The sequence below is a fragment of the Lujinxingia vulgaris genome (assembly GCF_007997015.1).
Lineage (GTDB): Bacteria > Myxococcota_A > Bradymonadia > Bradymonadales > Bradymonadaceae > Lujinxingia > Lujinxingia vulgaris.
Map to the genome: position 1 here is coordinate 26,674 of NZ_VOSM01000003.1, position 24,616 is coordinate 51,289.

The following is a 24,616-nucleotide window of genomic DNA, read 5'->3' on the forward strand; positions in this document are numbered from 1 at the left end:
CTTTTACTAAGGTATTTGCATGAAAAGCCTGCTCGATAGCATCGGCAACACGCCACTTATTCGCCTGAGCCGCATTGGCCGCGAGCTCCCCGTGCCCGTCTTTGTAAAATGCGAACACATGAACCCGGGAGGTTCAATCAAGGACCGCATCGCGTTGGCGATTATCGACGAGGCCGAGCGGCGCGGCGAGCTTCGGCCGGGAATGACGATCATCGAGGCCACTGCCGGTAATACCGGCATCGGGCTCGCGTTGGTCGCCGCCGCACGAGGTTACCGGATCGTGTGTGTGATGCCGGAGAAGATGTCGGAAGATAAACGCGCGTCGCTGCGTGCGATGGGAGCCAGGGTCATCGTCACGGCCAACGCGCCACCGTCGAGCCCGGAGAATTTTCAGAATGTGGCGCGGCGATTGGCCGAGGACGAAGGTTGGTTTTTGAGCGACCAGTTCAACAACCCCGCCAATATTAGCGCGCATGAGGAGGGAACCGGCCCGGAGGTCGTCGAACAACTCGGAGCTCCGGTCGGAGCTTTTGTCTCCGGTGCGGGCACCGGTGGCACGATCACCGGGGTTGGGCGGTACCTGAAATCCGTCGATACGCGTACGCGCGTCGTGCTGGCGGACCCCATCGGATCTGGGCTTGCCGACTGGGTCGAGACGGGGACGCTCGGAGCGGATGGACCCTATGAGGTGGAGGGCATCGGCTCGAGCAAAGTTCCCAAAAACCTGGATAGGAGCGTCATCGATGCCGCCGAACGCGTCAGCGACGCGGAGAGTTTTGCGATGGTGCGCAGGCTTGTGCGCGACGAAGGTCTTTACGTGGGCGGCTCGGCCGGGGCGAACCTCGTGGCGGCGCTGCGGGTTGCGTCTCGGGGGGACGTGCACGGTCCGGTGGTCACGGTGATGTGCGACAGTTGGGACCGCTACCGGGGCAAAGCCTGGATGCAGGGCTGGGAGGATGCGTGAGTTCGTCGACTCAGCGTTTTCCAAATCGTTTGCTCTCTAGACCTCTCGTTATCAGGGCGGCGTTTTTCGTCGCCTCTGCCCTTAAAGTCTCGGAGCCAGGATGACGCCCCACGAACATATTTACCTTGATCATAATGCCACGACGCCGCTGCTCCCGGAGGTGGTGGAGGCGATGTTGCCCTATCTCACCGAGCATTTTGGCAACCCCTCCAGTGGTCATGTTTTTGGTCAGCGTGCGGCGCGGGCGGTGGAGGCTGCGCGCGAGCAGGTTGCAGAGTTGTTGGGCTCCGACCCCGAGGAGATCGTGTTTACGTCAGGGGGGACGGAGGCCAACAACCTGGCGATTCGCGGTGTGATGGAAGAGGTCGGCTACCGGGGCGGTGTGTTGACCTCGGTGATCGAGCATCCCGCCACGCGCGAGCCCTGCACCTGGTTGGAAGAGCGGGGGACGAGGGTGATTCGACAGGGTGTGGATGGGGAGGGACGCGTATCACTGACGGGGCTGGGCGAAGTGCGGGACGATGACGTGCGGCTGGTCACGGTGATGCATAGCAACAATGAGACGGGTGTGTTGCAGCCCATCGAAGAGCTGGCGCGTTGGGGGCACGAGGTCGGGGCGCTGGTGCACACGGATGCGGCGCAGAGTGTGGGGAAGGTGCCCGTAAATGTGCGCGCACTTGGCGTCGATCTTCTCTCGGTGGCAGGACATAAACTCTACGCACCCAAGGGCGTGGGGGCGCTTTATGTGCGGCGCGGTGCCGGGTTGGCTCCGCAGATGCTCGGAGCGAGCCATGAAGGGGGGATGCGCGCGGGGACGGAGAACGTGGCGTCGATCGTGGGGCTGGGGGCGGCGTGTGCGGTGGCGCTGCGCGACCTGGAAGATGCTGGCGCACGTATGCAGCGGCTGCGCGACAGCCTGTGGGAGCGGCTGGCCGAGGACGTTGCGGGACTCAAGCTCACTGGCGAGTTGGCGCCGCGGCTTCCGAACACGCTGCACGTGCGTTTTCCAGGTGTCAGTGGGGATGCGCTGCTGGCGGCGGCTCCTGAGGTCGCGGCGTCGACGGGCTCGGCCTGCCATGTGGGACACACGCAGGCTTCGGCGGTGGTGCGGGCGATGGGGGTGGAGGAGGCCGACGCGCTGGGGTCGGTGCGCCTGAGCCTTGGCCGCGGCAGCTCGGCAACCGATGTGGAGCGAGCGGCTGTCGCGCTGGGTCGCGCGTGGCGCCGGCTGATGGGCTGAAACGATAAGGAGGAGATGATGCGAAAAGGAGAGCCGATGGGTACCCATCAACACTGGGACGACGTGTATACCAGGAGGCCTGCGGAGTCGGTGACCTGGTACCAGCCTCATCTGCAGCAGTCGCTGGCCTGGATTGAGCGTCATGCACCGGAGCAAGCTGCGCGTATCGTCGATGCTGGAGCAGGTGCGTCGACACTGGTCGATGATCTTCTGGCGCGCGGTTATAGCAACCTCGCGCTCGTGGATCTCTCGCAGGAGGCGCTGGCGCAGAGCCGGGCGCGCCTGGGCGCGCGGGCCGAGGAGGTGGACTGGGTCGTCGATGATGTGCGGGAGGCGCACTTTGAGGCGCAGAGTGTGGATGTGTCGCATGACCGCGCCGTGTTTCACTTTTTTGGCCGACCCGGACGCACAGAACGCCTATGTGGACGCGATGCACAGGAGCGTGCGGCCAGGCGGGCTTGTGATCATCGCGACGTTTGCCCCCAACAAACCCCAGCGTTGCAGTGGCTTGCCTACGCTGCGCTGCTCGCCCGAAGACATCGGTGAGGCGATGGGCGCCGGCTTTACGCTCGTGGATCGCGCTGCCGAGGAGCACATGACTCCCACGGGTGCGACGCAGAAGTTCTCGTACGCGTTACTACGCCGCAGCTCCCGGGTGTGAGCCGCGCCTGTGATGCTGCATGACGCGTGCGCATTGGCGGGCGCCTTCTTTACCACCCACCATGGGAGGGGGGATGTGTGGCTAAGTTGGCGTCGGTGCTCAGGATTTGAGCGTAAACACAGGAGTGGCCAGAGGTTGACGTCCCCGGATGATGAGGTGCAATGAGCGATCGCAGCGCGAACTACGAGCAGGACAGTCTGGGGCTGTGGCAGACCGTGGCCATGGGGACCGGCGTGATGATCGGGGCGGGGATCTTTGCGCTGACCGGTCAGATCGGGGAGTTGGCCGGCGGGCTCTTTCCGGTGGCCTTCATCGTGGCGGCCATCGTCAGCGGGTTCAGCGCTTACAGTTATATCAAGGTGGCCAGCGCGTACCCCTCGGCCGGGGGGATCGCAATGATTCTCAAAAAGGCCTACGGGAGTTCTACGGTGACCGGGGCTGCGTCGCTTTTGATGGCGCTCTCGATGGTCATCAACGAAAGTCTCGTCGCACGTACCTTCGGTACGTACACCCTGCAGCTCTTCGAGGGGGAGGTTTCGCAGATCTGGGTGCCGGTGCTGGCGGTGGGGCTGATTGTGCTGGCGTTCGTGGTAAACTTGGCGGGAAACAAAGTGATCGGCACCGTCTCCAATGTGAGCGCGGTGTTGAAGATCGGGGGGCTGCTGGTTTTTGCGGCCATTGCGGTGGTGGCCTCCGGGGTGGAGTTGCAGGTTGCGGTGTGGCCGCCCGCAGGGGAGTCCGGCCCTGCGGGGTTCGTGGGTGGGGTCGCGCTGGGTATTCTGGCCTTTAAGGGGTTTACCACGATCACCAACAGCGGCGATGAGGTCAGCGACCCGGAGAAGAACGTGGGGCGAGCGATTGTGATCTCGTTGCTGATCTGCCTGGTGGTGTACCTGGCGGTGACCTATGCGGTGTCGTCGAGCTTAAGCCTGGACGAGCTGCTCGCGGCCCGGGATTACGCGCTGGCCGAGGCGGCGCGTCCGGCGATCGGGGGCTACGGGACGCTGTTCACCGTGACTATCGCGATCATCGCGACGGCCTCGGGCTTGCTCGCGAGCACCTTCGCGGTCTCGCGAATGCTGGCGATGCTCACCGATATGGACCTGATTCCGCACCGGCATTTCGGGATGCCGGGCGACATTCAAAAGCATACGCTGGTTTACACGGTGGTCGTCGCGGCGCTGCTGGCGGCGATTTTCGATCTGTCGCGCATCGCGTCGATGGGGGCGATCTTCTATCTGGTGATGGATATCGCCATCCACGTGGGGGTGTACCGCCACCTGCGCGGCGATGTGGGCGCGCGTGCGTCGGTGCTCCTGGCAGCCGTCGTCCTCGATGCGGTGGTACTCGCCGGATTTTTATGGGTGAAGATCGAGAGCGACCCGTTGATCGTGGTGATCAGCGTTGTGGGGGTAGGTGCCGTCTTTGCCTTTGAGCGCTTTTATCTGAGACGACTTCGAGAAGGCGATGACGCGTCGGAGTTGGAAGCCGCTGAGGCCTAACCGGCACGCCGAAAGGTCAGGTTGATGCGTCGCGGGCCTACCAGTCGATGGTCGTTGTGTTTGAGGGGAAGGATGCCATGGAAGCGCAGGCGATCTTCGCCGCCCCAGACGACGACATCGCCGTGGCGAAGGTGAACGCGCTCGGTGGGATCGCTGCGCTGCATGCCGCCGAAGAGAAAGGTCGCCGGGATGCCAAGAGAGACTGAGACGATCGGGGCGCCGAGATTGCGCTCGTCGCGGTCCTGGTGCAGCGACATGCGCGCTCCCGGCAGGTACCGGTTGATCAGACAGGCGTCAGGCGTGAAGTCGGCAAACCCCGCGGCGAGGGCGGCTTCTTGCGCCAGGTTCAACAGAAGATCGGGCATCGCCGGCCAGGGCTTGCCGCTTAAGGGATCGAGGGCGCTGTAGCGGTAGCCGCGCGCATCGGAGATCCACCCCAGAGATCCGCAGCTTGTCATCGCGACCGACATTGTGTGGCCGCCCGGCGTTCGCATGTTGCGAAAGGGGGAGAGCGTCTCCACACGGTCGATGGCCTCCAGAAGCGCGGAGGCCCGGTCGCGCGCGAAGGCGCGTAACACGAAGGAGGCCGGGCCAAGCTGCTCGGTGGTGGGGCCGCCGAGGGCGTCGTCGTCGAAGAGGGAGAAGGTCATGAGTAAGCGTAGCGAGGTGGCGGGGAGGGAAAGAAGCCTTTCGTACGGTCGGGGGCGATCGTTGTCGTGAACAAAGCCCCCGACCGAAGATCTACTCGGCGATTGAAAGGACAGTCTTTCCAGCCACCGAGCCTCGCTCCACAATGTCGTGTGCTTGTGCGACTTGAGCAAGGGGGAAGACCTTGCCGACGATCGGCCGCATCAGCCCATCTTCAAGAAGGTCTGCAATTTCCTGAAGATCTTCACCGCGCGGCTCGACCCAGACCTGTTCAAAACGTTTCTTGTAGCCGAAGAAGCTCGCGGCCGGATGAAGCAGGGGGAAACAGAAGCCGGCCAGCGTGGCGACGTTTCGGACGTAGACGCCCTGCGGAGTGAGCACGTGACAGCACTGCCCAAAGGTGCGGTTGGCGACGACGTCGTAGATCACGTCGTAACGCTCTTCCTGATCGCAGAAGTCGACGCGCGTGTAGTCGATGACCTCTGCTGCCCCCAGAGCCGTCATCAGATCCGCGTTGGAAGGACCGCATACTGCGCTGACCTCCGCGCCAAGGGCGACGGCAAGTTGAAGCGCGAAGGTGCCAACACCCCCGGAAGCGCCGTTGATTAAGACACGGTCGCCCGAGCGAACCTGAGCTTTGTGCACGAGCGCCTGATAGGCGGTGAGGGCGGCCAGCGGGACGGCGGCCGCCTCGGTATGCGAGATGTTTTCGGGCTTGAGGCTCAGCGTGTCGGCGCGCGTGACTACGTATTCAGCGTGGCTGCCGCTGAGCGCAAAGCCGTTGCATGCCGGTGACGCGTTGGCGTCGACCATGCAGAAGACCTCGTCCCCAACTTCAAAGTCAGTGACCTCCGAGCCCACGCGTACGATGGTCCCTGAGGCGTCGTTGCCCAGGATGAGCGGAAAGTTACGCGGTGCAAGCCAGCGCAACTCCCCGTTGCGCGTCTTCGTATCGAGCGGGTTCAGCGAGGCTGCAGCGACTTTGATCACCACCTGGTTCGGGGCACATGCCGGTTCGGGGGCGTCGTCCACGAGCATAAGTTTTGACACGTCGCCGTAACCCTGAAGCGTGACTGCTTTCACGTTGGAGTCCTGGAGTTCATCGGGGGAAGTGAGGTCTGGCGCCAAACCATGCGATGAGCGCCAGCTCGCGAGCCCCAAGAGTTAAGCGCGCGCCGGGCGGAGTCAAACCAGTCGCGTTTTGTTGGCTTGATGGAGCCCAGGGGTGTTGCGGGGAACGCCAGGGCGTCGGAGGGAGCACCCTATGATGAGGAGGTCTCGGACTTACACTCTTTTCATATCGCGAGTAGCCCCCCGACGCCGTGAGGTTGTTCGGGACCGTTCATTTATAGGAAGCAGACGAAAGGAGCAGGCATGAGGGTGTCAGGTAAGGTCGTGGTCGTGACCGGTGCGGGCAGCGGGATAGGACGAGAGTTGGTCGTGGCGTTGCTTGCGCAGGGGGCGCGGGTAGCGGCGGTCGATCTCAAGGAGGAGGGGCTTGAGGGACTTGTGGCGTCGAGTCAGGGAGGCGAAGGGTTGTCCACCCACCAGCTTGATGTCACGGACCGGCGTGCGGTGCGGGCACTGCCTGAAGAGGTTATCGCGCATCACGGGGCGGTGGACGTGGTGATCAACAACGCCGGAATTATTCAGCCCTTTGAGCGTGTGCATGAGTTGAGCGATGAGGTGATCGAGCGCACCATGGACGTGAATTTCTATGGCACGTTGTGGATGGTGCGAGCGTTTTTGCCGCACTTGTTGGAGCGCCCGGAGGCCTATCTCGTGAATGTCGCGAGCATGGGGGCCTTTTTGCCGGTACCGGGCCAGGCGATCTACGGGGCGTCGAAGGCGGCGGTGAAGCTGATGACCGAGGGGCTCTACGCTGAATTGATGGAGACCTCCGTTCGCGTCTCGTTGGTGATGCCTGGCGCTGTGGCTACGGACATCGCCGCGAACTCGGGTGTCTCGATGAACGACGCTGACGGCGGGAGTGAGCCCGACGAGGGCTATCACGCCCTCGCTGCGGATAAGGCCGCCGCGATTATTCTGGAGGGGATCGAGGATGAAGACCTCCACATTCTGGTGGGGTCTGACGCCAGGCTCATGCAGCTCGCGAATCGCATCGCTCCGAAGAGCTCTATTCGTTTGATCCAGAGGAAGATGCGCGATCTGCTCGGGGATGCATGAACACGACGCGTTGCGGAAGGCGGTCGTTGAATACTATGAGTGACTGGTGCGTCATTCGCGCGTGGATGGTCTCGAAGAGTGGCTTCGAGCTGTCAATGAGGACACCGGTTTGAATGGAGTATGTATGAAGTGGAAGACGCTGTTGCTGATGATGTGTGTGGGCCTGGCTTGCGCGTGTGGCGAAGCCGAGGGTGATGATACGACGAACGATCAGCCCGATGCTGGCAATGAGGAACAGGACACTTCCGATGACGAGAACCCGGCCAACGCCGGTACGTTCGACCTGACGGTTCAGGAGACGAATATCGGTACGCCGCCGGCCGTGGAGCTTGAGGGGCAGACGAATGAAGCCAGCGCGGAGTTCGGGGCGAGTGTGTCGGAGGGGCGGCTTCGGGTGGTTGCGAGCGATGATCGCTTTAAGCTGACGATTGGTATCGACACCTCGGAGAACAACACTCTTCCGGGGGAGAAAGCGACCACCTCAGGGTTTGCGGTTGATACCTTCGCTATTCTCGAGATCGATAACATCTACCACGGTATGCAGGGCGGAGGGTCGGTGAACTTTGACGCCTGCCCGCAGGAGGTGGGGGATCGTGTGACGCTCACCCTCAACGAGGTGCGTTTGGCCTCGGATACGAGTGACCACATCAAGAACACCTCGGGAACCGTGGAGGTGGAGGTCTATGAGAGTGATGGATCGCTCTATTGTGAGTGAGCGGGAATGAAGGGACCGAGGGGGTACGGGCATATGGTCCTTTCAAAGAGCCAAAAGCCCGGGGGGACCGACGCGGCACGTCGGTCCCCCCGGGCTTTTGCGTGCGAAGGTTGCCGGTAAAGGCAACGTATCGCGTTTAATGCGCCGAGGGCTGGGGGGAGCCAACTTCGTCGGACGCCGGGAGGGTGCCGTCGGTCGTGGTGATCTGCGCAGGTGCGTTGTCTTCAGGGACTTCCTGGCCGGACGACCTGGAGACGGTAGGGCGTACGCGCTCCGCAAGCTCGTGAGCGTCGGCCATGCGGAAGACGTTCTCCAGAGTACTGGCGGCGATCTTGTAGGTCATCGCCCAGTCGTCGAGCGCGCGGTTGCGGCGAGTGAGGAGCGCTTCGGCCTTACGCTGCTCGTGAACGACACAGGCGGAGAGCTCTTTGTAGCGCTTGTGAAGCGCGGCGATCTCGCGGGCGAGGTTTCGGGTGTGGATCTCATTGCCGATGACGGTGAAGGTTTCGTCGGCGTCGGCGAGGCTGCGGGCGACGTTGTCGGCGAAAGCCTCAAGTTCGACACCGGAGCGAGGAGTTCTCCCGTCCAGACCAAAGCGTTTTGGAAGTTCGGAGTCGACCAACGCCAGGGAAGCGCGCGAGGTCGCCAGCGTTCCGGCGAGTTCGGCGCCGCAATCGTCGCGCTGGGAGCGTAGTTCTTTGTCTCCCGAGCGTTCGCGGGCCAACTCAATGGCTGCCTCGTAGAGTCTGGCCGTCTTCTCTTCCAGCGTGTCTCTCTGGAGAAGGATCCACCAGCGCCAGTCCTCCTCTCGGTAGCCGGTGAGGGCAACCAGCGCCGCCAGGATGGTCTTGAGGTTGGAGTCAACCGCAGAGATGACGTAACGAGCGCATTTGACGCGGTTTTCGGTCGTCTTACCCACTTTGTTCATCACAGCCTCCTGTAAGGAAAAGGTCGATGTCGCGGTGAGGCTGCAGGCACACCGGTGCGTGCAGCAACAGCGTGTTGCGACATCAGAAATCCCCGTACGACAGGACTGCTCGGGTTGAGTGCGCTACGCTAACAAAGACGAGGAGCGGCTGCCAGACAAATCGAGCGTCTTGATGGGGGAGCGTGCAGGAAACAGGGGTGTACGCGCGTACACCCGTGATTTTGGCGCGTGAGTAGTTGATGTTCGCAGGAGCACCTGCGTTCATCGTCATCAAAGTCGCGGAGGTTTCGCGTTGGGAGGCGTTTCTGGGCTCAGACAACCTGATTGGCGCAGTGACGAGTGGAATATGGCAGAAGCAGGTTGAGACGAACGCGGGTTCAAGGAGCCTGGTTTGTGGGAGAGGCAAGGATGTGCCTGGGAGCGGCGCGGTGGTGCGTTGGCATTGAAGGGATGAACGCGCGCGGATGTTGGCAAGGAGCGGCTGTGCTTGCAGGGGACGCGCGGGAGAAGGGGGCGCTGCGGGGGAGCGTCGTTATGTGCGCCGCTCAGGGCCGATGCCTGGTGAGCGAAAGGGCAAGGCGTCCGGACGAGGAGGGCATCCGTCAGCGGCCAGAAGGCCGACAGGCGGCGATGCGAGGGATGAGTGGGGCTGGCGAAAGACACGGCGACGTGGGATGGATGGCGTGGCGCGCGCCAGGGAAGGTGAGGCGCTTGCCGGAGGTTTGAAGTTGGACCGTATCGGCGATGGGTGTGATGCGGTGAGTCTGGTGTGAGGTTGTGATGAGAGAGCTTGGGATAGAGGCGTTTCTGGGGGCGATGGAAGATGGTGCAACGGCCTTCGATGTGCGCACCCTGGCGGAGTTCGAGAAGGGGCGTATCCCGGGCGTACTCAACTTACCCTTGTTTGAGGACGAGGAGCGCGTGGTGGTGGGCACGCTCTATAAAGAAGAGGGGCGTCAGCGCGCGATTCTAGAGGGCCTAGGATATGTGGGGCCGCGAATGCGCGAGCTTGTGGAGCGGGTGGAGGCTGAGGTCGGTGCCGCCTCTGGTCCGGTGCTGGTACATTGCTGGCGCGGAGGCATGCGCAGCCAGAGCGTGGCGTGGTTGTTGGAGTTGTACGGCTTTGATGTTTGCGTACTAAAAGGTGGATATAAGTCGTACCGGCATTGGGCCATTGCGCAGATGGAGGAAATCCCACCGCTGCTTGTAGTGGGAGGGCGCACGGGGGTGGGCAAGACCGAGATTTTGTGGGCTCTTCGGGACATGGGGGAAGAGGTCGTGGACCTGGAGGGGCTGGCGAACCATCGAGGCTCGGCCTTTGGTGGGCTTTTGCTCGGAGAGCAGCCGACCCAGGAGCATTTTGAGAATATGTTGGGAATGGCGCTGGCGCGTGCGCGGCGCTCCGGTCGGCCGGTGTGGGTTGAGGATGAGAGCCGGATGATCGGTTTTCGACATCTTCCCAACACGCTGATCAAGGCGATTCATGACTCGGTTTGTGTGGTGGTGGATGCGCCGCTGGAGCAACGTCTTAATCGCCTCGTTGATGTCTACGGTGATGCAGCGAACACGTTGCTTGCCGACGCATTTGAGCGCATTAAGAAGAGCCTTGGTGGTCTGCGGACTGCGCAAGCGAGAGGGGCGCTCGAAGGGGGAGATGTTCGCAAGGCGGCGGCGCTGGCGTTGGAGTATTACGATAAGGCCTATGCCAAGGGCATTGCGCGTCGCGCCAGCGACCGAGTTATTGAACTTGATGTGCAGGGAGCGCCGCATGAGGTTGCGCGCGGCCTGATCGAACTGCGCGACGCGATCGCGCTTACGGGAGAGGCGGTATGAGTGAACGTTCTGAAGGGATTCGACTGACCCAGTACAGCCACGGGGCCGGCTGCGGATGCAAGCTCTCTCCGGCGGTGCTCGATCGGATTCTTGCCAACCGGGTGACCACCCCTGATGCGATGAGCAAGCTGCTGGTCGGTAACAGCTCGCGCGACGATGCCGGGGCGATGGATCTGGGCGATGGCCGTGTGCTTTTGAGTACGACGGACTTTTTTATGCCGATCGTGGATGATCCCTATCAGTTCGGGCGTATCGCATCGGCCAATGCCATCAGTGATATCTATGCGATGGGTGGTGATCCTGTGATGGCGATTGCGATCCTGGGGTGGCCCATCAACGTGCTCTCGGCTGAAGTTGCCGGGGAGGTGATGGAAGGAGCGCGTTCGATTTGTGCGGAGGCAGGGGTCGCGCTGGCGGGAGGGCACAGCATTGACAGCCCGGAGCCGATCTTCGGGTTGGCGGTCAACGGGCTGGTGGAGCTTGAGCACCTTCAGCGTAACGACGCCGGTCTGGCGGGTGATGTGCTCTTTCTGACGAAGGCGCTGGGTGTGGGGATTCTGTCGACGGCCGAGAAGAAGGGCGTATTGCGAGAGGATGACCGCGGGCTGGCTGCAGAGTCGATGATGCGGCTGAACTCGGTGGGGGCGGCCCTGGCCAGGATCGAGGGCGTGCACGCGATGACGGATGTCACCGGCTTCGGGCTCCTGGGGCATCTCTCCGAGATGTGTGCCGGGGCCGGTGTGAATGCGCGGGTTGAGTTGGGGGCGGTGCGTCAGCTCACCGATTTATCGTATTACCTCGATGCCGGGGCCGTACCCGGTGGCACCGGTCGCAACTGGGAGAGCTACGGCCATCACGTGGTCGATCCGGGAGAGCGGGTACGCCAGATTCTGTGTGATCCTCAGACCAGCGGCGGGTTGCTTGTGGCGGTGGCACCGCAGGCGGTCGAGGCGGTGCAGCGCGTGTTGGTTGAGGCCGGGTTGGAGTTGCACGCCGAACCCATCGGTGAGCTTGTGGCACGCCAGGGTGAGGGGGCGCACATCCGGGTTGAGATGTAGTGCTGGGCCGGGGGGGCGGAGTGCCTGCGTAAGAACGAGGGCCAGAAAAAATGGCTGGGCGATGGTGAGGTTCGAGATGCCGGGGCGATGGAAGCGTGGCCTGGCCATGTTCATCATGGTGGGGCTGGGGAGTTCGGTGGGCGCCTGTGCAAACCCAGGGAAGGCAGCGCCCGATACTCAGGCTGTCGGGCGTGTGCCCGGGGGGGAGCGCGCGGAGGTTGTGTTTGAGGAGCTTGTGCCGGGCGTGTGGCTGCATTTGAGTCACCGCCGAGTGGAGCCCTGGGGGGACGTGCCCTCGTATGGCCTTGTTGTGGAGCGCGAGGATGGGGCTCTGTTGATCGACAGTGCGTGGACCGATGCGCAGACGGCGGAGATCCTGGCGTGGACTGAGGATGTATTGGATTCGCGTGTGACCGATGCGGTCTTTACCCACGCGCATGCGGATAAGATGGGTGGGGTGGGGATGTTGCGCGAGCGGGGCGTGAAAACCTATGCGGCGTACGACTCCAACCAGCTGGCCGTGGAGCGAGGGTTGGTGCCGGCGGAGCATGCTATTGCGTTTGGCGCGGAGGGGGAGTTCAGGTTGGGACCGGCGGTGGTGTTCGACCCGGGGGCGGGTCATACGGAGGACAACATCGTGGTGGGGCTGCCGGAGCATGGCATTCTGTTTGGGGGATGTTTGATACGTCCGGCTGGCGCGACGGACGCCGGAAACACCGCAGACGCCGATCTGGAGCATTGGGATCGGGCGGTGGAGGCGGTCGCGCGTCGCTTTGAGGGGCTTGAGGTTGTGGTGCCAAGCCACGGGCCGCCGGGCGGTCGTGAGCTTCTCGCACTTACGATCCGTCTCGTCCGGGAGACTCGCGCCAGAGATAGTCGGTGAGGCGCTTTCCCTGGTCGTTTCTGCTTAGAGGGGCAGGCGGCCCTGCAGCGGTGGCACCGGGAGAATGGTGGTGCCGGGGGAGAGGTCGCCCCCGATGAGGATCTCGGCGTTGAGGCCACCGCGGTGTACGAATGCTTTGATGGCGTTTTTTTCGCCGGAGAGACGAGCCATGCGGCTGCAGGGCTCGCAAAGCTCGACACCTTTCAGGCGCACGCTGCCGACGAGAAACTCCTGTCCTACGAGGTCATTGAGGGGGACGCCGTTGACGACGAGTTGTCGGCGGTGTCGGCCATCGCGCAGATCGATTTTGTGATGGAGTGCGACCTCGTCGAGGACTTCGGAGGCGATGAGGGTGACCTGGCGGGCGGGGTCGCGTTGCAGGGAGGGGGAAAAGTAGCGATCGCCGCGCAGTCCGGTTCCGGCCACGGCCTGGGCCTGCTCGGTGGCCGCGGGAGTGCCACCGCGCTCAGCGCAGATCCAGATTTGTTGGAGGGTTCCCTGCCAGTGTTCAGACATCGTCATGCTCCATCCGGACATGCGCGTTGCGCGTGGGGTTGGGTTATTCAGCCGGTTCGTTTGTGGGGAGTTTGTCGGCGGTGCGCAGGTCGAAGTCGCTGGCGTCGTGGCGCTCGTGGAGCTGCTCTTCGGCCGGACCCCAGGTGCGGTTGACCATGACGCCACGTTGAACGGCGGGGCGAGCCTCGATGGCGTTCGCCCAGCGCAGGACGTTTTTGTAGGTATCAACGCTCAAGAACTCGCCGGCGTCGTAGAGTTCTCCGAGCGCAAGTTTGCCGTACCAGGGCCAGGTGGCGATGTCGGCGATGGTGTACTCGTCGCCAGCGAGGAAGGTGGACTCGGCCAGGCGTCGATCGAGGACGTCGAGTTGGCGTTTGGCCTCCATCGCGAAGCGGTTGATGGGGTACTCCATTTTTGTGGGGGCGTAGGCGTAGAAGTGGCCAAAGCCACCGCCGAGGTAGGGGGCGGAGCCCATCTGCCAGAAGAGCCAGGAGAGGCATTCGGCGCGGGCTGCGGCGTCGGTGGGGATAAAGGCACCGAAGCGATCGGCCAGGTAGAGCAAGATTGCTCCCGACTCGAAGACGCGGGTAGGCGGGGAGGTGGAGCGGTCGAGGAGGGCGGGGATCTTTGAGTTGGGGTTTATGTCGACAAAGCCCGAGGAGAACTGGTCGCCTTCGAGGATGTTGATCAGAAAGGCGTCGTATTCGGCGTCGGAGACGCCTTTTTCGAGGAGTTCTTCGAGGAGGATCGTGACTTTCTGACCGTTGGGGGTGCCGAGAGAGTAGAGTTGAAAGGGGTGGCGGCCTAGGGGGAGTTCTTTGTCGTGGGTGGGGCCGGCGATGGGGCGGTTGATGCTGGCGAAGCTGCCGCCGCTTTCTTGAGCCCAGGTCCAGACGGCGGGCGGGGTGTAGGATGAAGACTCGGACATGGTGGTACTCCGGGGCAAAAAGAAAAGGGGCGCCATAGAAGCGCCCCGGAATATGTTATGCAGAAGGAAAAGGCATAAGCGCGAGCGCGCATTCCTCGTGAGCTCAGAACTCATCCCAGTGGAGATCTACACCGATCATCGCCTCCCATCCGGCATGGGTGGCAGTGCGTCCGTCCCAGTAGAAGCGGTTATGGCGCCAGCCCACCTGTACTGAGGGCGTCACGTAGGTGAAGTTCCAACGCCAGCTGGCCTGTGCGCCGTAGTCGAAGTTGTCGAAGAAGCTGTCTTTTTCTTCGCCGTAGTTGGCGAGGGCAGACGCGCCATCGGCTCCGCCCCAGAGGGTGAGACCGAGTCCGAAGAGGTACCAGGGGTTAAACGTGATACCGGTGGCGATGGGGATGACGAAGAAGCCACTCTTCTCGTCGATGCGCTCGGGGGAGGGGGAGGCCGGGGCGATGGGCGCGCTGATGGTCATGCTTCCCAGCGAGAGGCGGAAGCTGAAGAGCCATCCCAGGCCGGAGCCCTCGAAGATGGGGCCGCGACCGCCGATGTGGAGGCCGCCTTCGGTGATGCTGTGGTCTGCCCCGGTGTGGGTGAAGAGGCCGTAGCCGCGGTTGTCGTAAGGAGGCTGTACCTGCGAGTAGTCGGTGAGGCCGGTGTCGACACCGGAGCCCCAGCGGAAAAATCCCCCGCATTCGATTCCGGCGTACTCGCTGGCGTGGCGCTCTCGCCAGGAGTATTCGCCGCGCATACGCCCCTCTTCGGCCATCTCACGCTCCTCGGCGATGCGGGAGGACGCGCGATCGCCGGCCTCAAGCATGCCGGCGCAGAACGCGCCGCTGCGGTCGTAGAGGTTGAGTTCATTGAGGACGAGGTTGTACTCGTGGCGAGGTTCGGTGGGCTCGAAGTCGGAGTATTCGGTGGTGGAGCCGCTGACTTCGGCGCGTTGGTAGGAGAGGTGGGAGCAGGCGGTAGATGCCAGGACGGTGAGGAGGAGCAGGGCTCGCGAAAGGCTGGAGACCATCGACACACTCCGATTTAAGAGGGGCACAGGCCGGTGGGACAAGGATGGACGTCGCAGGGATACATGGCGTTACATGTTGGCGGCGGTGGATGGGCTCGTCAATGATTAAACCGAACGATTAGTTTTCTTCGGAAGGGGGAGCGAAGCGTTGCACAAGCTCGCAAAGGGCGTTGAGATCGAAAGGTTTATCCAGGGCGAGGTTGGGGACGTGCTCCAGGAAGTTGCGGGCTCGTTCGGTGAAGGCGCCGCCGGAGATGAAGACAACGCGAGGGGCCAGGTGCGGGTGGTGGTGTTGGATGTGTTCAAAGAGATCGATGCCTGACATCTCGGGCATCATGAGGTCGGAGAAGATAAGATCGACGTTCGAGTCCTGTTCCAGTAGCGAGATGGCCTGTTCACCTGAGGTCACCACACGTACCTCGTGCGGGCTCAACGCGCGTTGAAGTGCTCTTCCCACGGCAGGCTCATCGTCCACGACGAGTATGGCGATGCGCGACGTTGTCGGGGCCGGGGTCTTGGATGCTGGCGATGGCGCGACGAGGGTAGCGGGTTTGTTTGTGGCGGGCAGGGTGAGGGTGAAGGTGGAGCCGCTGCCTGGCGAACTCTCGGCGGTGAGGGAGCCACCGTGGGCGGTGGCGATGCTGTGACCTATGGAGAGGCCCAGACCGGTGCCACCGGCGTGGGGGCGGGTGGTGAAGAAGGGATCGAAGACGCGGGAGAGGTGTTCGGAGGCAATGCCAACGCCGGTGTCGCGGATGGAGATGTATGCGGCGCCTGAGGAGGTGGTGCCGGCGGTGAGGGAAATCGAATGGGAGGCTGCGCCGACCTCAGGGATAGCCTGTGCGGCGTTGAGCAAAAGGTTGACGAGCACCTGTCCGATGCGCGCCGGGTTGCCTTCAATGAGAGGGATGGGGCCGATGTTGGAGGAGAGGCGGGCGCGATGACGGACCTGGTTGGCGGTCATGGCGATGGCGCGCTTAATGACCGCAGCGAGGTCGACGATTTCGAGGTGATCGTCTTCTGCGCGCGAAAAGGTTTTGAGTCCACCGACAATCGAGCGGATTCGGTGGGCTCCGTCGCGAGCTTCGGTGAGCATTTCTTGAATTTCTTGCCGTTCCATGTCGCGGAGCGTGGAGGTGTCGGGGGCTAAGTTGGACACCATCAGCGCGATCATGTCGATGTTGGTGAGGATGTAGGTCAGGGGGGTGTTGATCTCATGGGCGACGCCGGCGGCCAGTGTTCCGACGCTGGCCATTCGGTCTGCGAAGATCAGCTGACGTTGAAGCTCGTGTTGAGCATCGCGAGCGTCGCGGAGGCGTTCTTCGTTGAGCTTCTGTTCGGTGATGTCGCGCGCGACTGCGTAGACGAGGCGGCGGTCGAGGTGGGAGACCGACTTCCACTGCATCCATCTGTAGCTGCCGTCTTTGCAGCGGTAGCGGTTGACCAGGTGTTGGAGGTGCGTGCCGCTGTAGAGGTCCTGGCGAGCACGTATGATCGCTTCCCTGTCCTCAGGATGCACAAAGTCGAGGATAGGGCGTTGCATCAGCTCCTCGACGGACCAGCCCAGGGCTTGAATCCAGGAGAGGTTGACGCGTTTGAAGTAGCCGTCGAAGCCGGCGACGCAAACGCTGTCGAGGATTTGCTCGAAGATATCTTCAGCGAAGGGACAGGTTGCCTCACGAGGGATTTTGGCAGTGTGGCGGGCGATGGCCGCGAGTCCCACGGGAGCTCCCATGTCATCGAAGCGCTGCGTGAAGGTGAAGCGCCATGTATGGACATGCCCATCGGAGGAGAGGACGCGCGCTTGAGCGTCGGAGGGCATTGAGCTTCGGAGCACCTGACGAAGGACTTGCAGCAGGGCGTCTCGGTCGTCGGCATGAATGCTGGCGATCCAGCCGTCGCCAAGGTGTGCGTCGCGCGGGCGTCCGGTGAGGGCGATCCAGCCATCGTCGACGTGGGTGCAGGAGCCGTTGATGTCGCCGATCCAGCCGAAGGTGGATTGGGGGGAGGCCAGGGCTACGTCGGGTGCCACAGCAGGCATACAACCTCAGGGGGGCGTCGAAGGATGAGCGATGACTTCTTGGGGAGTATACCACCTGTTGTTGTGCCGTACCTGCTCAATGAGCAGAGGGGAAAGTGGGCGGACTCGGAGTGGGCCCGGTGATTTCAGTCGCCGGCGACGGGAAAACGCAGGCGCGTGGGCTGACTTGGAGGCGAAATGGTGTCGGTGCGCCTCAGGTCGGGGAGAGGGGGACGGACCCGAGGAACAAGACACCGGGTGCGCAGTCTGGCTATAAGCTCCAGAGGGATTCTGGCCACGGTGTCGTTGCGGCACCGATGGTGACCGGGGGCAAGAACTAGCTGGTTTACGGGGCGGGCAGCGTGCGTTGTTTGCCGGTTACTCAGTTGAGGCGTTAAGCGGAAAGAGCAAGCTGGTGGTGACCGGGAGATGGTACGCGATTGAATGCGGGAAGTCAGACTGTGATACTGCGGAGCCTTGTGTGTGGCGGCGTATTGGGCGCGACAGCCACAGTGAGATGACTGCGAATGAGGAGAGCGCGATGACGAAGTCCCTGAAACTCTATACCAACCCGATGTCCCGAGGGCGCATCGCGCGCTGGATGCTTGAGGAGGTGGGCCAGCCTTATGAGGTTGAAGTGCGGGAGTACGGCACCACGATGAAGTCGCCGGACTATCTGAAGGTCAATCCGATGGGGAAGGTGCCGGCGTTGGTGCATGGGGATGATGTGATCACCGAGTGTGCGGCGATTTGTGCGTACCTGGCCGAGGCGTTTCCCGAGGCGAAGCTGAGCCCGGACGCCAGCGAGCGCGCGTCGTATTTCCGCTGGTTGTTCTTTGCAGCGGGGCCGCTGGATTCGGCCGTTACGAACAGGTCCGCCGGTTTCGAGGTGGCGCCGGAGCTTCAGAGGCGATTTGGCTATGGGAGCTATGAAAACGCAGTCGACACACTCGCCTATGCCGTGAGTCAGCACGACTACATCGCCGGCGACCGCTTTACAGCGGCCGATGTGTATGTGGGGATGCAGGTCGGGTGGGGGCTGGAGTTTGGCACGTTGGATGCGCGGCCGGAGTTTGATGCGTACTGGGGGCGCTTGAAGGGGCGTGAGGCGCTTCAGCGTGCGAGCGCGCTGGATGACGCGCTGGTGAAGTCGGCGTGATGCGTCGTTGATTATCGGGAAATGTGCGTGCCGCCCGACCTCAATGAGGTCGGGCAGTTGCGCTCTGGGGTGGTGCGTGCGTGTGGTCAGGAGGTGTTTTGCGGTTGGTTGAACATGTTTCGTGTTTTTGTTGAACATGTTTAGTGAGTTGTGGCACTGTCCTTCGGGGCGGCGAACGCGCGTATTTCAACCTTCTGGCGGAGTGCAGGGATGGCAGTATCGCGAGACGAACAAAAGCGAGCCACACGCGAGGCGATCCTCGAGGCCGCTCGGCAGTGTTTTGATGCAGAAGGCTACGAGCAGACTAGCGTGCGCGACATTGCGTCGGTGGCTGCTGTGAGTGCGGGCAGCGTGATTCACCATTTCGGGAGCAAGCGCGAGCTTCTCTACGCCGCGCTCTTCGAAGACCTCGAGGCCTCCATGCGGGAAGCACTTGTCCTGCCGAAATCTCCGCCCTTCGGTGCGGAGCTCGATGCGATGACGCGGATTATCTTTTCGTACTACCAGCGTCGTCCGCGACTTTCGCGCGTCTTGCTCAAGGAGTCGCTCTTTGCCGAAGAGCCGTGGGCGAGTCGTTTTCGTGAGCAGACCGCGCGACTGCACGGGGCAGTGGAGGCGATGGCGGAGCGCGCGAAGCAGCGTGGGGAGGTGTCGCGGGAGGTCGATGTTCGCGTGCTGGCGATGTCCTATGTGTCTTTTTACTACTTCGCGCTGCTGGCCTGGGCGCAGGGTGGGCATGAGGAACCGGCACGTCTGGTGTCGGTGCAAATGGCTCAACACATGCGGGGCACAGGCCCTGCCAACGTTTCAGGAGGGTGAGATGGGTTCGCTATTCAAGAGCGAGGAGGCGAAAGCGCGTCTGAGCGGGTGGCATACTCGCTTTCGCGAGCACATCAGCGCTGCGACAGAGGCGCGGAGCGTGGAAACGAGCTTTGGCAAGACGCATCTTCTGGTCGGGGGAGCTGAGGATGCGCCGGCGTTGGTGTTGTTGCACGGCGCGCTGGCGAGCTCCGCACATGCGTTGCGAGAGCTTGAAGGGTTGTTGGAGCACTACCGCGTGTACGCGGTCGATATCATCGGTCAGTCGGTGATGAGCGCCGATGTGCGCCTTCCGGTGGACGACTCATCTTACGGTCGCTGGCTGGCCGAGGTCTTTGATCGGCTGGGCCTGGAGCGGGCCCTGGTGGTGGGGGTGAGTTGGGGAGGGTTTGTGGCGATACGCCTGGCGGCCTACTCGCCAGAGCGCGTCGAAAAGCTCGCGCTGCTGGTGCCAGCGGGCATGGTGAAGAGCCCGATCTCGAGCAGCTGGAAGATGGGCTGGCCCATGACGAAGTTTATGCTGGCGCCGTCTGAGAAGCGACTGCGGGGCTTTTGGAAAAAGTTGCTCACGACGATGGACGAGGAGTGGGTCGGGTATCTCGGCGAGGCGTTTACCGGGTTCAATCTGAACATGAAGGTGCCTGCGCTGGCGCGGGCGGAGGAGTTGCAACGCCTGGAGGCACCCGTATTCGTGTTGGGGGCGGATGAAGACTTGAGTTTTCCCGGTGAGGCGGTGGTGGCGCGGGCTGCGGAGATATTTCCGAATTTGCAAAAGACGCGGGTGGTGGAGGGCTGTCGGCATTGTCCGCCGACCACCGAGGCGTTCCGGACCTCACTGGCGAGCGAGCTTCGGGAGTTTTTCGAAGGTAGCGCCGCCTAGCGGGACTGCCCCTCAAAAAACCTCCAGATCACCTCGCTGGCCGGGAAGGTGATGCTGTGGGAGCCGCCGTCGCAGCGGCGCAGGTTGAGGGCCGGAGGGTGGCCGCCGGGCCAGGAGTGTCCGCCACCCTCAATAAGACATCGGAGCACGGGGCTTTCGCAGGCGCCCATGGTTTCGCAGGTGCCATCAGCGATGGTCGTAAGTGGCGAGGGGGAGCCTTCGCAGGCGTTGGCGTCGCGCCACAGGTCGATACCGTCCATGGTTGGGGGGAATGTGAAGTTGGCAAAACCGCAGCCCTCGCCGCCTTCAAAAGGGGCGTTGGGGTCGTCGGTGCCGTGGATGTGCAGCAGGGGGACGGGATGGCTGGGGTCGCAGGGGGGGAAAGCCTGAGGGGCGGCTACCGGGGCAATCGCGGCGATGCGATCGGATGCTTCGCAGGCCAGGCGATAGCTCATGATCGCGCCGTTGGACATGCCCGTGCTGTAGACGCGGGCGGTGTCCACGCAGAGCTCGGATTGGAGCTCATCGAGGAGGGTTGTCAGGAAGCCGACATCGTCGATGTTGGCCTCGGCGGCGTAGCCGCAGCAGTCGCCGCCGTTCCAGGTGCGAGCTTTGAGCAGGCCGTCGGACGCGACGCCGTCGGGGTAGACGACGATAAAGCCTTCGCGCTCGGCGATGGGGTTAAACTCTGCGGAGTTTGTTTCGATCTGCTCCCCGCTACCGAACCCCCCGTGCAGCACAAAAACTACGGGCATGGTCTGTCCCGGAGCGTAACTTGCGGGGATGAAGACGCGGGAGGTGCGCTCAATGCCGTCGTGGGTGAGTGAGCGCGCGTGGGACTCTCCTGTGGGGTAGGGGAGAGCGTCGGACGTGCACCCGGTAGAGGCGACCTCCGGGGCGGCCTGTGGCGCGTCGGCTTCGCCAAACGCGGTGTCGATCTGCTGTAGTGTTTCGGGAAGCGCTGAAGGTGGTGACGCATCGGGCGCGCGCAGCGCGCGGCAGGCGCTCAGCACGGGAGGTAACATCAGGAGTGCCAGAATCAGCAGGCGTCGCGTGGAAGCATACGTCAGAGCCATGATGTTCCTGTGAGGATGCGTGGGAGGCGCTCCCGTCACGATCATCGAGGCGCTTTGAAGAGGGTGATGGTTGATAGGACGTCTTTACGCGCAAAGTTCTTCATAAAGTCTACCATAACTCGTCGTCGGCGTAGGTTAGTGCCGGCCCGGGTATGCGCATGAAGGAGAGACGATGTCCGAGCTAAGGTTTCGAGAAGCGACCCCCGACGACGTCGCGCTGCTGCGCGCCTGGGATGAAGAGCCCCATGTGCAGGCCGCCGATCCCAACGACGACTGGCAGTGGGAGGAAGAGCTTGAGCGCAATCCGGACTGGCGCGAGCAGCGGATCGCCGAGGCCGATGGGCGCCCCATCGGCTTTATGCAGATCATCGATCCGGCCCGGGAAGACTCCCATTACTGGGGGGAGTGTGAGCCGGATCTTCGCGCGCTGGATATCTGGATCGGGCCGGCAGATGCGCTGGGTAAGGGGTATGGAACGCGCATGATGACGCTGGCCATCGACCATTGTTTTGCGACGCCCGGGGTGCGCGCGATCCTTATCGATCCGCTGGCCAGCAATCACCGGACGCGTCGTTTCTATGAGCGTCTGAGGTTCATCTTTGTGGAGGAGCGCGATTTCGGGGAGGATCACTGCGCGGTCTATCGGTTGGAGCGCGAGCGCTGGGAGGCGCGGTGAGCGCAGCCGGGAGAGGGGAGGGGAGGAGCCGCGTGGGTCTGGCCGCTGGCCAGCGCTTGACTTCAGGTGGCAGCGCGTCGAATCTGTCGCGCGTTGTCGATGCCGAGTTCACGCATGCGTGAACACCCACCCGAACCCTTCGGAAACCACCTCATGTCCACCACTACATGGGCTTCAAAATCACTCGCCGGATGGGGTCGCTATCCCATTGTTGATACGTTGTGCGCACGGCCGGAGTCGCAGTCGCAGACGTTGAAAGCGTTTCATGATCGTCAGGGCGACGCGCTGCTCGCGCACGGCTTTGGCAGAAGTTACGGCGACGCTGCGCTCTTGAGCCAGGGGCGAGTGGTGCTGACGCGGCGGTTAAAGAAGATGTTGGAGTTCGATGAGGCCAGTGGACTGCTGCGGGTCGAAGCCGGTGTGACCATCGGGGAGCTCATCGAGGTGTTTTTGCCCCGGGGATGGTTTGTGCCCGTGGTGCCGGGCACGCAGTTCGTGAGCATGGGCGGGGCGATTGGCTGCAATATCCACGGAAAGAATCACGGGCACGCCGGCTGCTTTGGTGACCACGTGCGTTCGATGGAGATGCTTCTGGCCAGCGGGGAGGTGGTGCGCTGCAGCCGGGAGGAGCACGAGGATCTTTTCTGGGCGACCATAGGGGGGATGGGGCTCACCGGCATCATTTTAAACGCCGAGATCCAGTTGCAGGCCGTCGAGAGCGGGGCGATCGAGATGGAGTCGATTCGCTTCAATAACCTCGATGAGTTTTTTCAGATCAGCGCGGAGAGCAGCGACTACTTTCATACCGTCTCCTGGATCGACTGCGTGAAGTCGGGCGCTCAGATGGGGCGAGGCATCTTTATGCGCGGGCGACATGCCTCGGCGGCGCAAGCGCGTACACTTTCGGAGGGGCCGCTGGAGCGGGTCGTGGAGCTTGCGCAGCGTGTGCTCGACGGGCGAGCGTTCGAGTCGAATGTGCTGCTGAACCGGGCGACGATTCGCCTCTTTAATGAGGCGTACTATCACAAACATCCGGCCGGGGAGCATCACTCGGTGGTGGGCTATGAGCCCTTCTTCTTTCCGCTCGATGCGGTGGAGAATTGGAACTACGTCTACGGCAAGCGCGGGTTCTTGCAGTACCAGATGGTGGTGCCCGAGCGCGAAGCGGTGCGCGACATCCTCAAGGTGATCTCGGAGAGCAAGATGGCGTCGTTTCTGGCGGTCATCAAGGAGTTCGGGGATCAGGATCACGGTGGGCTGTCCTTTCCGTGCGGCGGCACGACCCTGGCGCTGGACTTTCCGAACTTCGGTGAGCCCCTTTTGACGATGATGGATCGCCTTGATGAGCTGGTGGCCGAGGTCGGGGGGCGCGTGTACCTGGGCAAAGACTCGCGGCTGAGCGCGGAGATGTTCCGGCGCATGTATCCGACGTGGGAGCGCTGGCGCGAGGTGCGCGACCGGTGGGACCCGCAGGGTGTGTTTCAGTCGGATTTAAGCCGTCGCCTGGGCCTGACGCCTGCTTGAAGTACCCATTCCCAATGCCTCTGGAGTTGTTATGACTGTTCTTATCCTCGGGGCGACCTCGCCCATCGCTCAGGCCGTGGCCGATGTGTACGCCGCGGCGGGGTTCTCGGTGGCGCTGGCCGCGCGCGATGTGGAGGAGGCCGGCCGAGCGGCGCGAGATCTGCAGATTCGTCATGGTGTCGAGGCGCGCGGCTTTGCGTTTGATGCCTGCGAGGACTTTGAGCGTCACGCAGCACTGGTGTCGGAAGTTGAGGCGACGCTCGGGCCGGTCGATGTGGCGCTTGTGGCCTTTGGGTTTATGGGCGACCAGCAGGCCTCCGAAGAGGATTTTGAGAAGGCGCGTCGGGTCATTGAGGTGAATTACACCGGCGCGGTCAGCGTTTGTGAGGCGGTGGCGCGGGCCATGGAGAGCCGGGGAGCAGGGAGCATCATCGGGCTCTCATCGGTTGCCGGGGAGCGGGGACGCGCGTCGAATTACTTTTACGGGAGCGCCAAGGGGGCGTTGACGCTGTACTTGCAGGGGCTGCGTAGTCGCCTGGCGTCGAAGAACGTGCACGTGATGACGGTGAAGCTCGGCTTTGTGGACACGCCGATGACCTTTGAGCTGGAGACGGGAATCCCGGTGGCGAGTCCGCAGAAGGCGGCCCAGGCGATCTTTAACGCGCAGGGGCGCGGGGTGGAGACCTTTTATTATCCGCGTTTCTGGGGAGGGATTATGGGGGTGATCAAGTCGATCCCGGAGAAGGTGTTTAAGCGGCTGTCGCTCTGAGCCGGGTTGTGGCTCCATGATGACGTGTCAGGCCCGGGAGGCTCGATGAGCGGCGCTGAGAAGATCGACGTGTTCGAACATTGCGTGTTGTTGCGTGGTATCAACGTGGGGGGCGTGCGCATGAAGATGGGGGATCTGCGCGATGTCCTGGAGGGGGCCGGGTTTGGACGAGTGCGCACCGTTCTGGCCAGCGGCAATGTGGTGCTGGAGAGCAGCGAGGCTGATGCCGAGCGCGTAAAAGCACAGGTCGAAGCGGCGCTTCGCGATGGTTTTGATTATGAGGCCTGGGTGGTCGTCATCTCGGGGGCCGAGCTGCGCGCGGTGGTCGAGGGGTATCCCTTCGATGGAGATGCGGAGGGGATTCAACCCTATGTGATGTTCGCCTCGGATCCGGCGTCGCTGGATGCGCTCGGAGCGCTTGAGTGTGAGCTCGACTCGGAGGTCGAGCGCGTGGAGCGCGGACCTTCCGTGCTTTACTGGGAGGTGGTGCGGGGGAAGACGACGAAGAGCCGCTTTGGCAAAGAGGCGTCGAAAGCGCGCTATAAGGCGACGACGACCACGCGAAACATGCGCACCCTGCGAAAGATCCTGGCGCTTACGCGTTAG

At 62.8% G+C, this 24,616-nt stretch carries 24 protein-coding genes; 16 read left to right on the forward strand and 8 right to left on the reverse strand.

Annotation, left to right across the window (positions count from 1 at the left end):
* Positions 1-19: 19 nt before the first annotated feature.
* From FRC98_RS07115 to FRC98_RS07130, 4 genes are all read left to right on the forward strand, one after another.
* Entirely contained in the window at positions 20-964 is a 945-nt protein-coding gene (locus FRC98_RS07115; RefSeq protein WP_146980614.1) for a PLP-dependent cysteine synthase family protein, read from the forward strand.
* A gap of 100 nt (positions 965-1,064) precedes the next feature.
* Positions 1,065-2,204 carry a cysteine desulfurase family protein gene (locus tag FRC98_RS07120; protein WP_146980615.1) on the forward strand — a complete coding sequence of 380 codons (1,140 nt, stop codon included), beginning with the start codon at positions 1,065-1,067 and terminating at the stop codon, positions 2,202-2,204.
* Positions 2,205-2,240: 36 nt separating this feature from the next.
* On the forward strand, positions 2,241-2,750 hold the full coding sequence (locus FRC98_RS07125; protein ID WP_230467379.1) for a class I SAM-dependent methyltransferase: 510 nt from the start codon (positions 2,241-2,243) through the stop codon (positions 2,748-2,750).
* A 276-nt stretch (positions 2,751-3,026) separates the two neighbouring features.
* Positions 3,027-4,367 (forward strand): APC family permease, encoded by a 1,341-nt coding sequence (locus FRC98_RS07130; protein ID WP_146980616.1) that lies wholly within the window; start codon positions 3,027-3,029, stop codon positions 4,365-4,367.
* Here the strand turns inward: FRC98_RS07130 and alkB are convergent.
* Entirely contained in the window at positions 4,364-5,017 is a 654-nt protein-coding gene (gene alkB / locus FRC98_RS07135; RefSeq protein WP_146980617.1) for a DNA oxidative demethylase AlkB, read from the reverse strand. The genes FRC98_RS07130 and alkB overlap by 4 nt on opposite strands.
* A 91-nt stretch (positions 5,018-5,108) precedes the next feature.
* Positions 5,109-6,098: an NAD(P)-dependent alcohol dehydrogenase gene (locus FRC98_RS07140; RefSeq protein WP_146980618.1), complete on the reverse strand. Its 990-nt coding sequence runs from the start codon at positions 6,096-6,098 to the stop codon at positions 5,109-5,111.
* Positions 6,099-6,389: 291 nt separating this feature from the next.
* On the opposite strand from FRC98_RS07140, the gene FRC98_RS07145 reads away from it, so the two are divergent.
* Both FRC98_RS07145 and FRC98_RS07150 read left to right on the forward strand, forming a co-directional pair.
* A complete protein-coding gene (locus tag FRC98_RS07145) occupies positions 6,390-7,202 on the forward strand; it encodes an SDR family NAD(P)-dependent oxidoreductase (protein WP_146980619.1) in 813 nt (270 codons plus the stop codon).
* A gap of 124 nt (positions 7,203-7,326) precedes the next feature.
* Positions 7,327-7,917, forward strand: a complete 591-nt coding sequence (locus tag FRC98_RS07150; RefSeq protein WP_146980620.1) for a hypothetical protein — start codon at positions 7,327-7,329, stop codon at positions 7,915-7,917.
* Positions 7,918-8,053: 136 nt separating this feature from the next.
* On the opposite strand, the gene FRC98_RS07155 is transcribed toward FRC98_RS07150, so the two are convergent.
* Positions 8,054-8,845, reverse strand: a complete 792-nt coding sequence (locus FRC98_RS07155; protein ID WP_146980621.1) for a hypothetical protein — start codon at positions 8,843-8,845, stop codon at positions 8,054-8,056.
* Positions 8,846-9,625: 780 nt separating this feature from the next.
* On the opposite strand from FRC98_RS07155, the gene mnmH reads away from it, so the two are divergent.
* The 3 genes from mnmH (at position 9,626) to bla (ending at position 12,619) form a co-directional block, all read left to right on the forward strand.
* Positions 9,626-10,678: a tRNA 2-selenouridine(34) synthase MnmH gene (mnmH, locus tag FRC98_RS07160; RefSeq protein WP_146980622.1), complete on the forward strand. Its 1,053-nt coding sequence runs from the start codon at positions 9,626-9,628 to the stop codon at positions 10,676-10,678.
* Positions 10,675-11,736: a selenide, water dikinase SelD gene (selD, locus tag FRC98_RS07165; protein ID WP_146980623.1), complete on the forward strand. Its 1,062-nt coding sequence runs from the start codon at positions 10,675-10,677 to the stop codon at positions 11,734-11,736. The genes mnmH and selD overlap by 4 nt, the downstream gene beginning before the upstream one ends.
* Positions 11,737-11,812: 76 nt before the next feature.
* Positions 11,813-12,619, forward strand: coding sequence for a subclass B1 metallo-beta-lactamase (gene bla / locus FRC98_RS07170; RefSeq protein WP_230467380.1), 807 nt, complete (start codon positions 11,813-11,815; stop codon positions 12,617-12,619).
* A 24-nt stretch (positions 12,620-12,643) separates the two neighbouring features.
* Here the strand turns inward: bla and FRC98_RS07175 are convergent, their stop codons facing one another.
* From FRC98_RS07175 to FRC98_RS07190, 4 genes are all read right to left on the reverse strand, one after another.
* A complete protein-coding gene (locus FRC98_RS07175; RefSeq protein WP_146980625.1) occupies positions 12,644-13,135 on the reverse strand; it encodes an MOSC domain-containing protein in 492 nt (163 codons plus the stop codon).
* 43 nt (positions 13,136-13,178) lie between these two features.
* Positions 13,179-14,063 (reverse strand): glutathione-dependent disulfide-bond oxidoreductase, encoded by an 885-nt coding sequence (gene yghU, locus FRC98_RS07180; RefSeq protein ID WP_146980626.1) that lies wholly within the window; start codon positions 14,061-14,063, stop codon positions 13,179-13,181.
* A gap of 103 nt (positions 14,064-14,166) precedes the next feature.
* Positions 14,167-15,087 (reverse strand): hypothetical protein, encoded by a 921-nt coding sequence (locus tag FRC98_RS07185; protein ID WP_146980627.1) that lies wholly within the window; start codon positions 15,085-15,087, stop codon positions 14,167-14,169.
* A 118-nt stretch (positions 15,088-15,205) separates the two neighbouring features.
* Positions 15,206-17,128, reverse strand: coding sequence for a hybrid sensor histidine kinase/response regulator (locus FRC98_RS07190; RefSeq protein ID WP_146980628.1), 1,923 nt, complete (start codon positions 17,126-17,128; stop codon positions 15,206-15,208).
* A 520-nt stretch (positions 17,129-17,648) separates the two neighbouring features.
* On the opposite strand from FRC98_RS07190, the gene FRC98_RS07195 reads away from it, so the two are divergent.
* The 3 genes from FRC98_RS07195 to FRC98_RS07205 all read left to right on the forward strand — a co-directional run bounded on the left by FRC98_RS07195 (position 17,649) and on the right by FRC98_RS07205 (position 19,965).
* A complete protein-coding gene (locus FRC98_RS07195; protein ID WP_146980629.1) occupies positions 17,649-18,266 on the forward strand; it encodes a glutathione S-transferase family protein in 618 nt (205 codons plus the stop codon).
* A gap of 210 nt (positions 18,267-18,476) precedes the next feature.
* Positions 18,477-19,085 carry a TetR/AcrR family transcriptional regulator gene (locus FRC98_RS07200; RefSeq protein WP_146980630.1) on the forward strand — a complete coding sequence of 203 codons (609 nt, stop codon included), beginning with the start codon at positions 18,477-18,479 and terminating at the stop codon, positions 19,083-19,085.
* Between the two features lies 1 nt (position 19,086).
* The gene (locus tag FRC98_RS07205) at positions 19,087-19,965 is read left to right on the forward strand and encodes an alpha/beta fold hydrolase (RefSeq protein ID WP_146980631.1); all 879 of its coding nucleotides are present in this window, start codon (positions 19,087-19,089) and stop codon (positions 19,963-19,965) included.
* Here FRC98_RS07205 and FRC98_RS07210 read toward each other — a convergent pair.
* Positions 19,962-21,041, reverse strand: coding sequence for a CE1 family esterase (locus tag FRC98_RS07210; RefSeq protein WP_230467381.1), 1,080 nt, complete (start codon positions 21,039-21,041; stop codon positions 19,962-19,964). The two genes, FRC98_RS07205 and FRC98_RS07210, sit on opposite strands and share 4 nt — an antisense overlap.
* A 172-nt stretch (positions 21,042-21,213) precedes the next feature.
* Here FRC98_RS07210 and FRC98_RS07215 point away from each other — a divergent pair, with 172 nt between their 5' ends.
* From FRC98_RS07215 to FRC98_RS07230, 4 genes are all read left to right on the forward strand, one after another.
* Complete coding sequence (locus FRC98_RS07215; RefSeq protein ID WP_146980633.1) at positions 21,214-21,717, forward strand: GNAT family N-acetyltransferase; 504 nt, start codon at positions 21,214-21,216, stop codon at positions 21,715-21,717.
* Between the two features lie 153 nt (positions 21,718-21,870).
* Entirely contained in the window at positions 21,871-23,241 is a 1,371-nt protein-coding gene (locus FRC98_RS07220) for an FAD-binding oxidoreductase (RefSeq protein WP_230467382.1), read from the forward strand.
* A gap of 31 nt (positions 23,242-23,272) precedes the next feature.
* Positions 23,273-24,010, forward strand: coding sequence for an SDR family oxidoreductase (locus FRC98_RS07225; RefSeq protein ID WP_146980635.1), 738 nt, complete (start codon positions 23,273-23,275; stop codon positions 24,008-24,010).
* Between the two features lie 45 nt (positions 24,011-24,055).
* Positions 24,056-24,616 (forward strand): DUF1697 domain-containing protein, encoded by a 561-nt coding sequence (locus FRC98_RS07230; RefSeq protein WP_146980636.1) that lies wholly within the window; start codon positions 24,056-24,058, stop codon positions 24,614-24,616.

Excerpts from the sequence above, each read along its gene's own strand:
- FRC98_RS07115 (WP_146980614.1), top strand. The coding sequence starts at position 20 with ATGAAAAGCCTGCTCGATAGCATCGGCAACACGCCACTTATTCGCCTG.
- FRC98_RS07120 (WP_146980615.1), top strand. The coding sequence starts at position 1,065 with ATGACGCCCCACGAACATATTTACCTTGATCATAATGCCACGACGCCG.
- FRC98_RS07125 (WP_230467379.1), top strand. The coding sequence starts at position 2,241 with ATGGGTACCCATCAACACTGGGACGACGTGTATACCAGGAGGCCTGCG.
- FRC98_RS07130 (WP_146980616.1), top strand. The coding sequence starts at position 3,027 with ATGAGCGATCGCAGCGCGAACTACGAGCAGGACAGTCTGGGGCTGTGG.
- alkB (WP_146980617.1), bottom strand. The coding sequence starts at position 5,017 with ATGACCTTCTCCCTCTTCGACGACGACGCCCTCGGCGGCCCCACCACC.
- FRC98_RS07145 (WP_146980619.1), top strand. The coding sequence starts at position 6,390 with ATGAGGGTGTCAGGTAAGGTCGTGGTCGTGACCGGTGCGGGCAGCGGG.
- FRC98_RS07150 (WP_146980620.1), top strand. The coding sequence starts at position 7,327 with ATGAAGTGGAAGACGCTGTTGCTGATGATGTGTGTGGGCCTGGCTTGC.
- FRC98_RS07155 (WP_146980621.1), bottom strand. The coding sequence starts at position 8,845 with ATGAACAAAGTGGGTAAGACGACCGAAAACCGCGTCAAATGCGCTCGT.
- mnmH (WP_146980622.1), top strand. The coding sequence starts at position 9,626 with ATGAGAGAGCTTGGGATAGAGGCGTTTCTGGGGGCGATGGAAGATGGT.
- selD (WP_146980623.1), top strand. The coding sequence starts at position 10,675 with ATGAGTGAACGTTCTGAAGGGATTCGACTGACCCAGTACAGCCACGGG.
- bla (WP_230467380.1), top strand. The coding sequence starts at position 11,813 with ATGCCGGGGCGATGGAAGCGTGGCCTGGCCATGTTCATCATGGTGGGG.
- FRC98_RS07175 (WP_146980625.1), bottom strand. The coding sequence starts at position 13,135 with ATGTCTGAACACTGGCAGGGAACCCTCCAACAAATCTGGATCTGCGCT.
- yghU (WP_146980626.1), bottom strand. The coding sequence starts at position 14,063 with ATGTCCGAGTCTTCATCCTACACCCCGCCCGCCGTCTGGACCTGGGCT.
- FRC98_RS07185 (WP_146980627.1), bottom strand. The coding sequence starts at position 15,087 with ATGGTCTCCAGCCTTTCGCGAGCCCTGCTCCTCCTCACCGTCCTGGCA.
- FRC98_RS07190 (WP_146980628.1), bottom strand. The coding sequence starts at position 17,128 with ATGCCTGCTGTGGCACCCGACGTAGCCCTGGCCTCCCCCCAATCCACC.
- FRC98_RS07195 (WP_146980629.1), top strand. The coding sequence starts at position 17,649 with ATGACGAAGTCCCTGAAACTCTATACCAACCCGATGTCCCGAGGGCGC.
- FRC98_RS07200 (WP_146980630.1), top strand. The coding sequence starts at position 18,477 with ATGGCAGTATCGCGAGACGAACAAAAGCGAGCCACACGCGAGGCGATC.
- FRC98_RS07205 (WP_146980631.1), top strand. The coding sequence starts at position 19,087 with ATGGGTTCGCTATTCAAGAGCGAGGAGGCGAAAGCGCGTCTGAGCGGG.
- FRC98_RS07210 (WP_230467381.1), bottom strand. The coding sequence starts at position 21,041 with ATGGCTCTGACGTATGCTTCCACGCGACGCCTGCTGATTCTGGCACTC.
- FRC98_RS07215 (WP_146980633.1), top strand. The coding sequence starts at position 21,214 with ATGTCCGAGCTAAGGTTTCGAGAAGCGACCCCCGACGACGTCGCGCTG.
- FRC98_RS07220 (WP_230467382.1), top strand. The coding sequence starts at position 21,871 with ATGTCCACCACTACATGGGCTTCAAAATCACTCGCCGGATGGGGTCGC.
- FRC98_RS07225 (WP_146980635.1), top strand. The coding sequence starts at position 23,273 with ATGACTGTTCTTATCCTCGGGGCGACCTCGCCCATCGCTCAGGCCGTG.
- FRC98_RS07230 (WP_146980636.1), top strand. The coding sequence starts at position 24,056 with ATGAGCGGCGCTGAGAAGATCGACGTGTTCGAACATTGCGTGTTGTTG.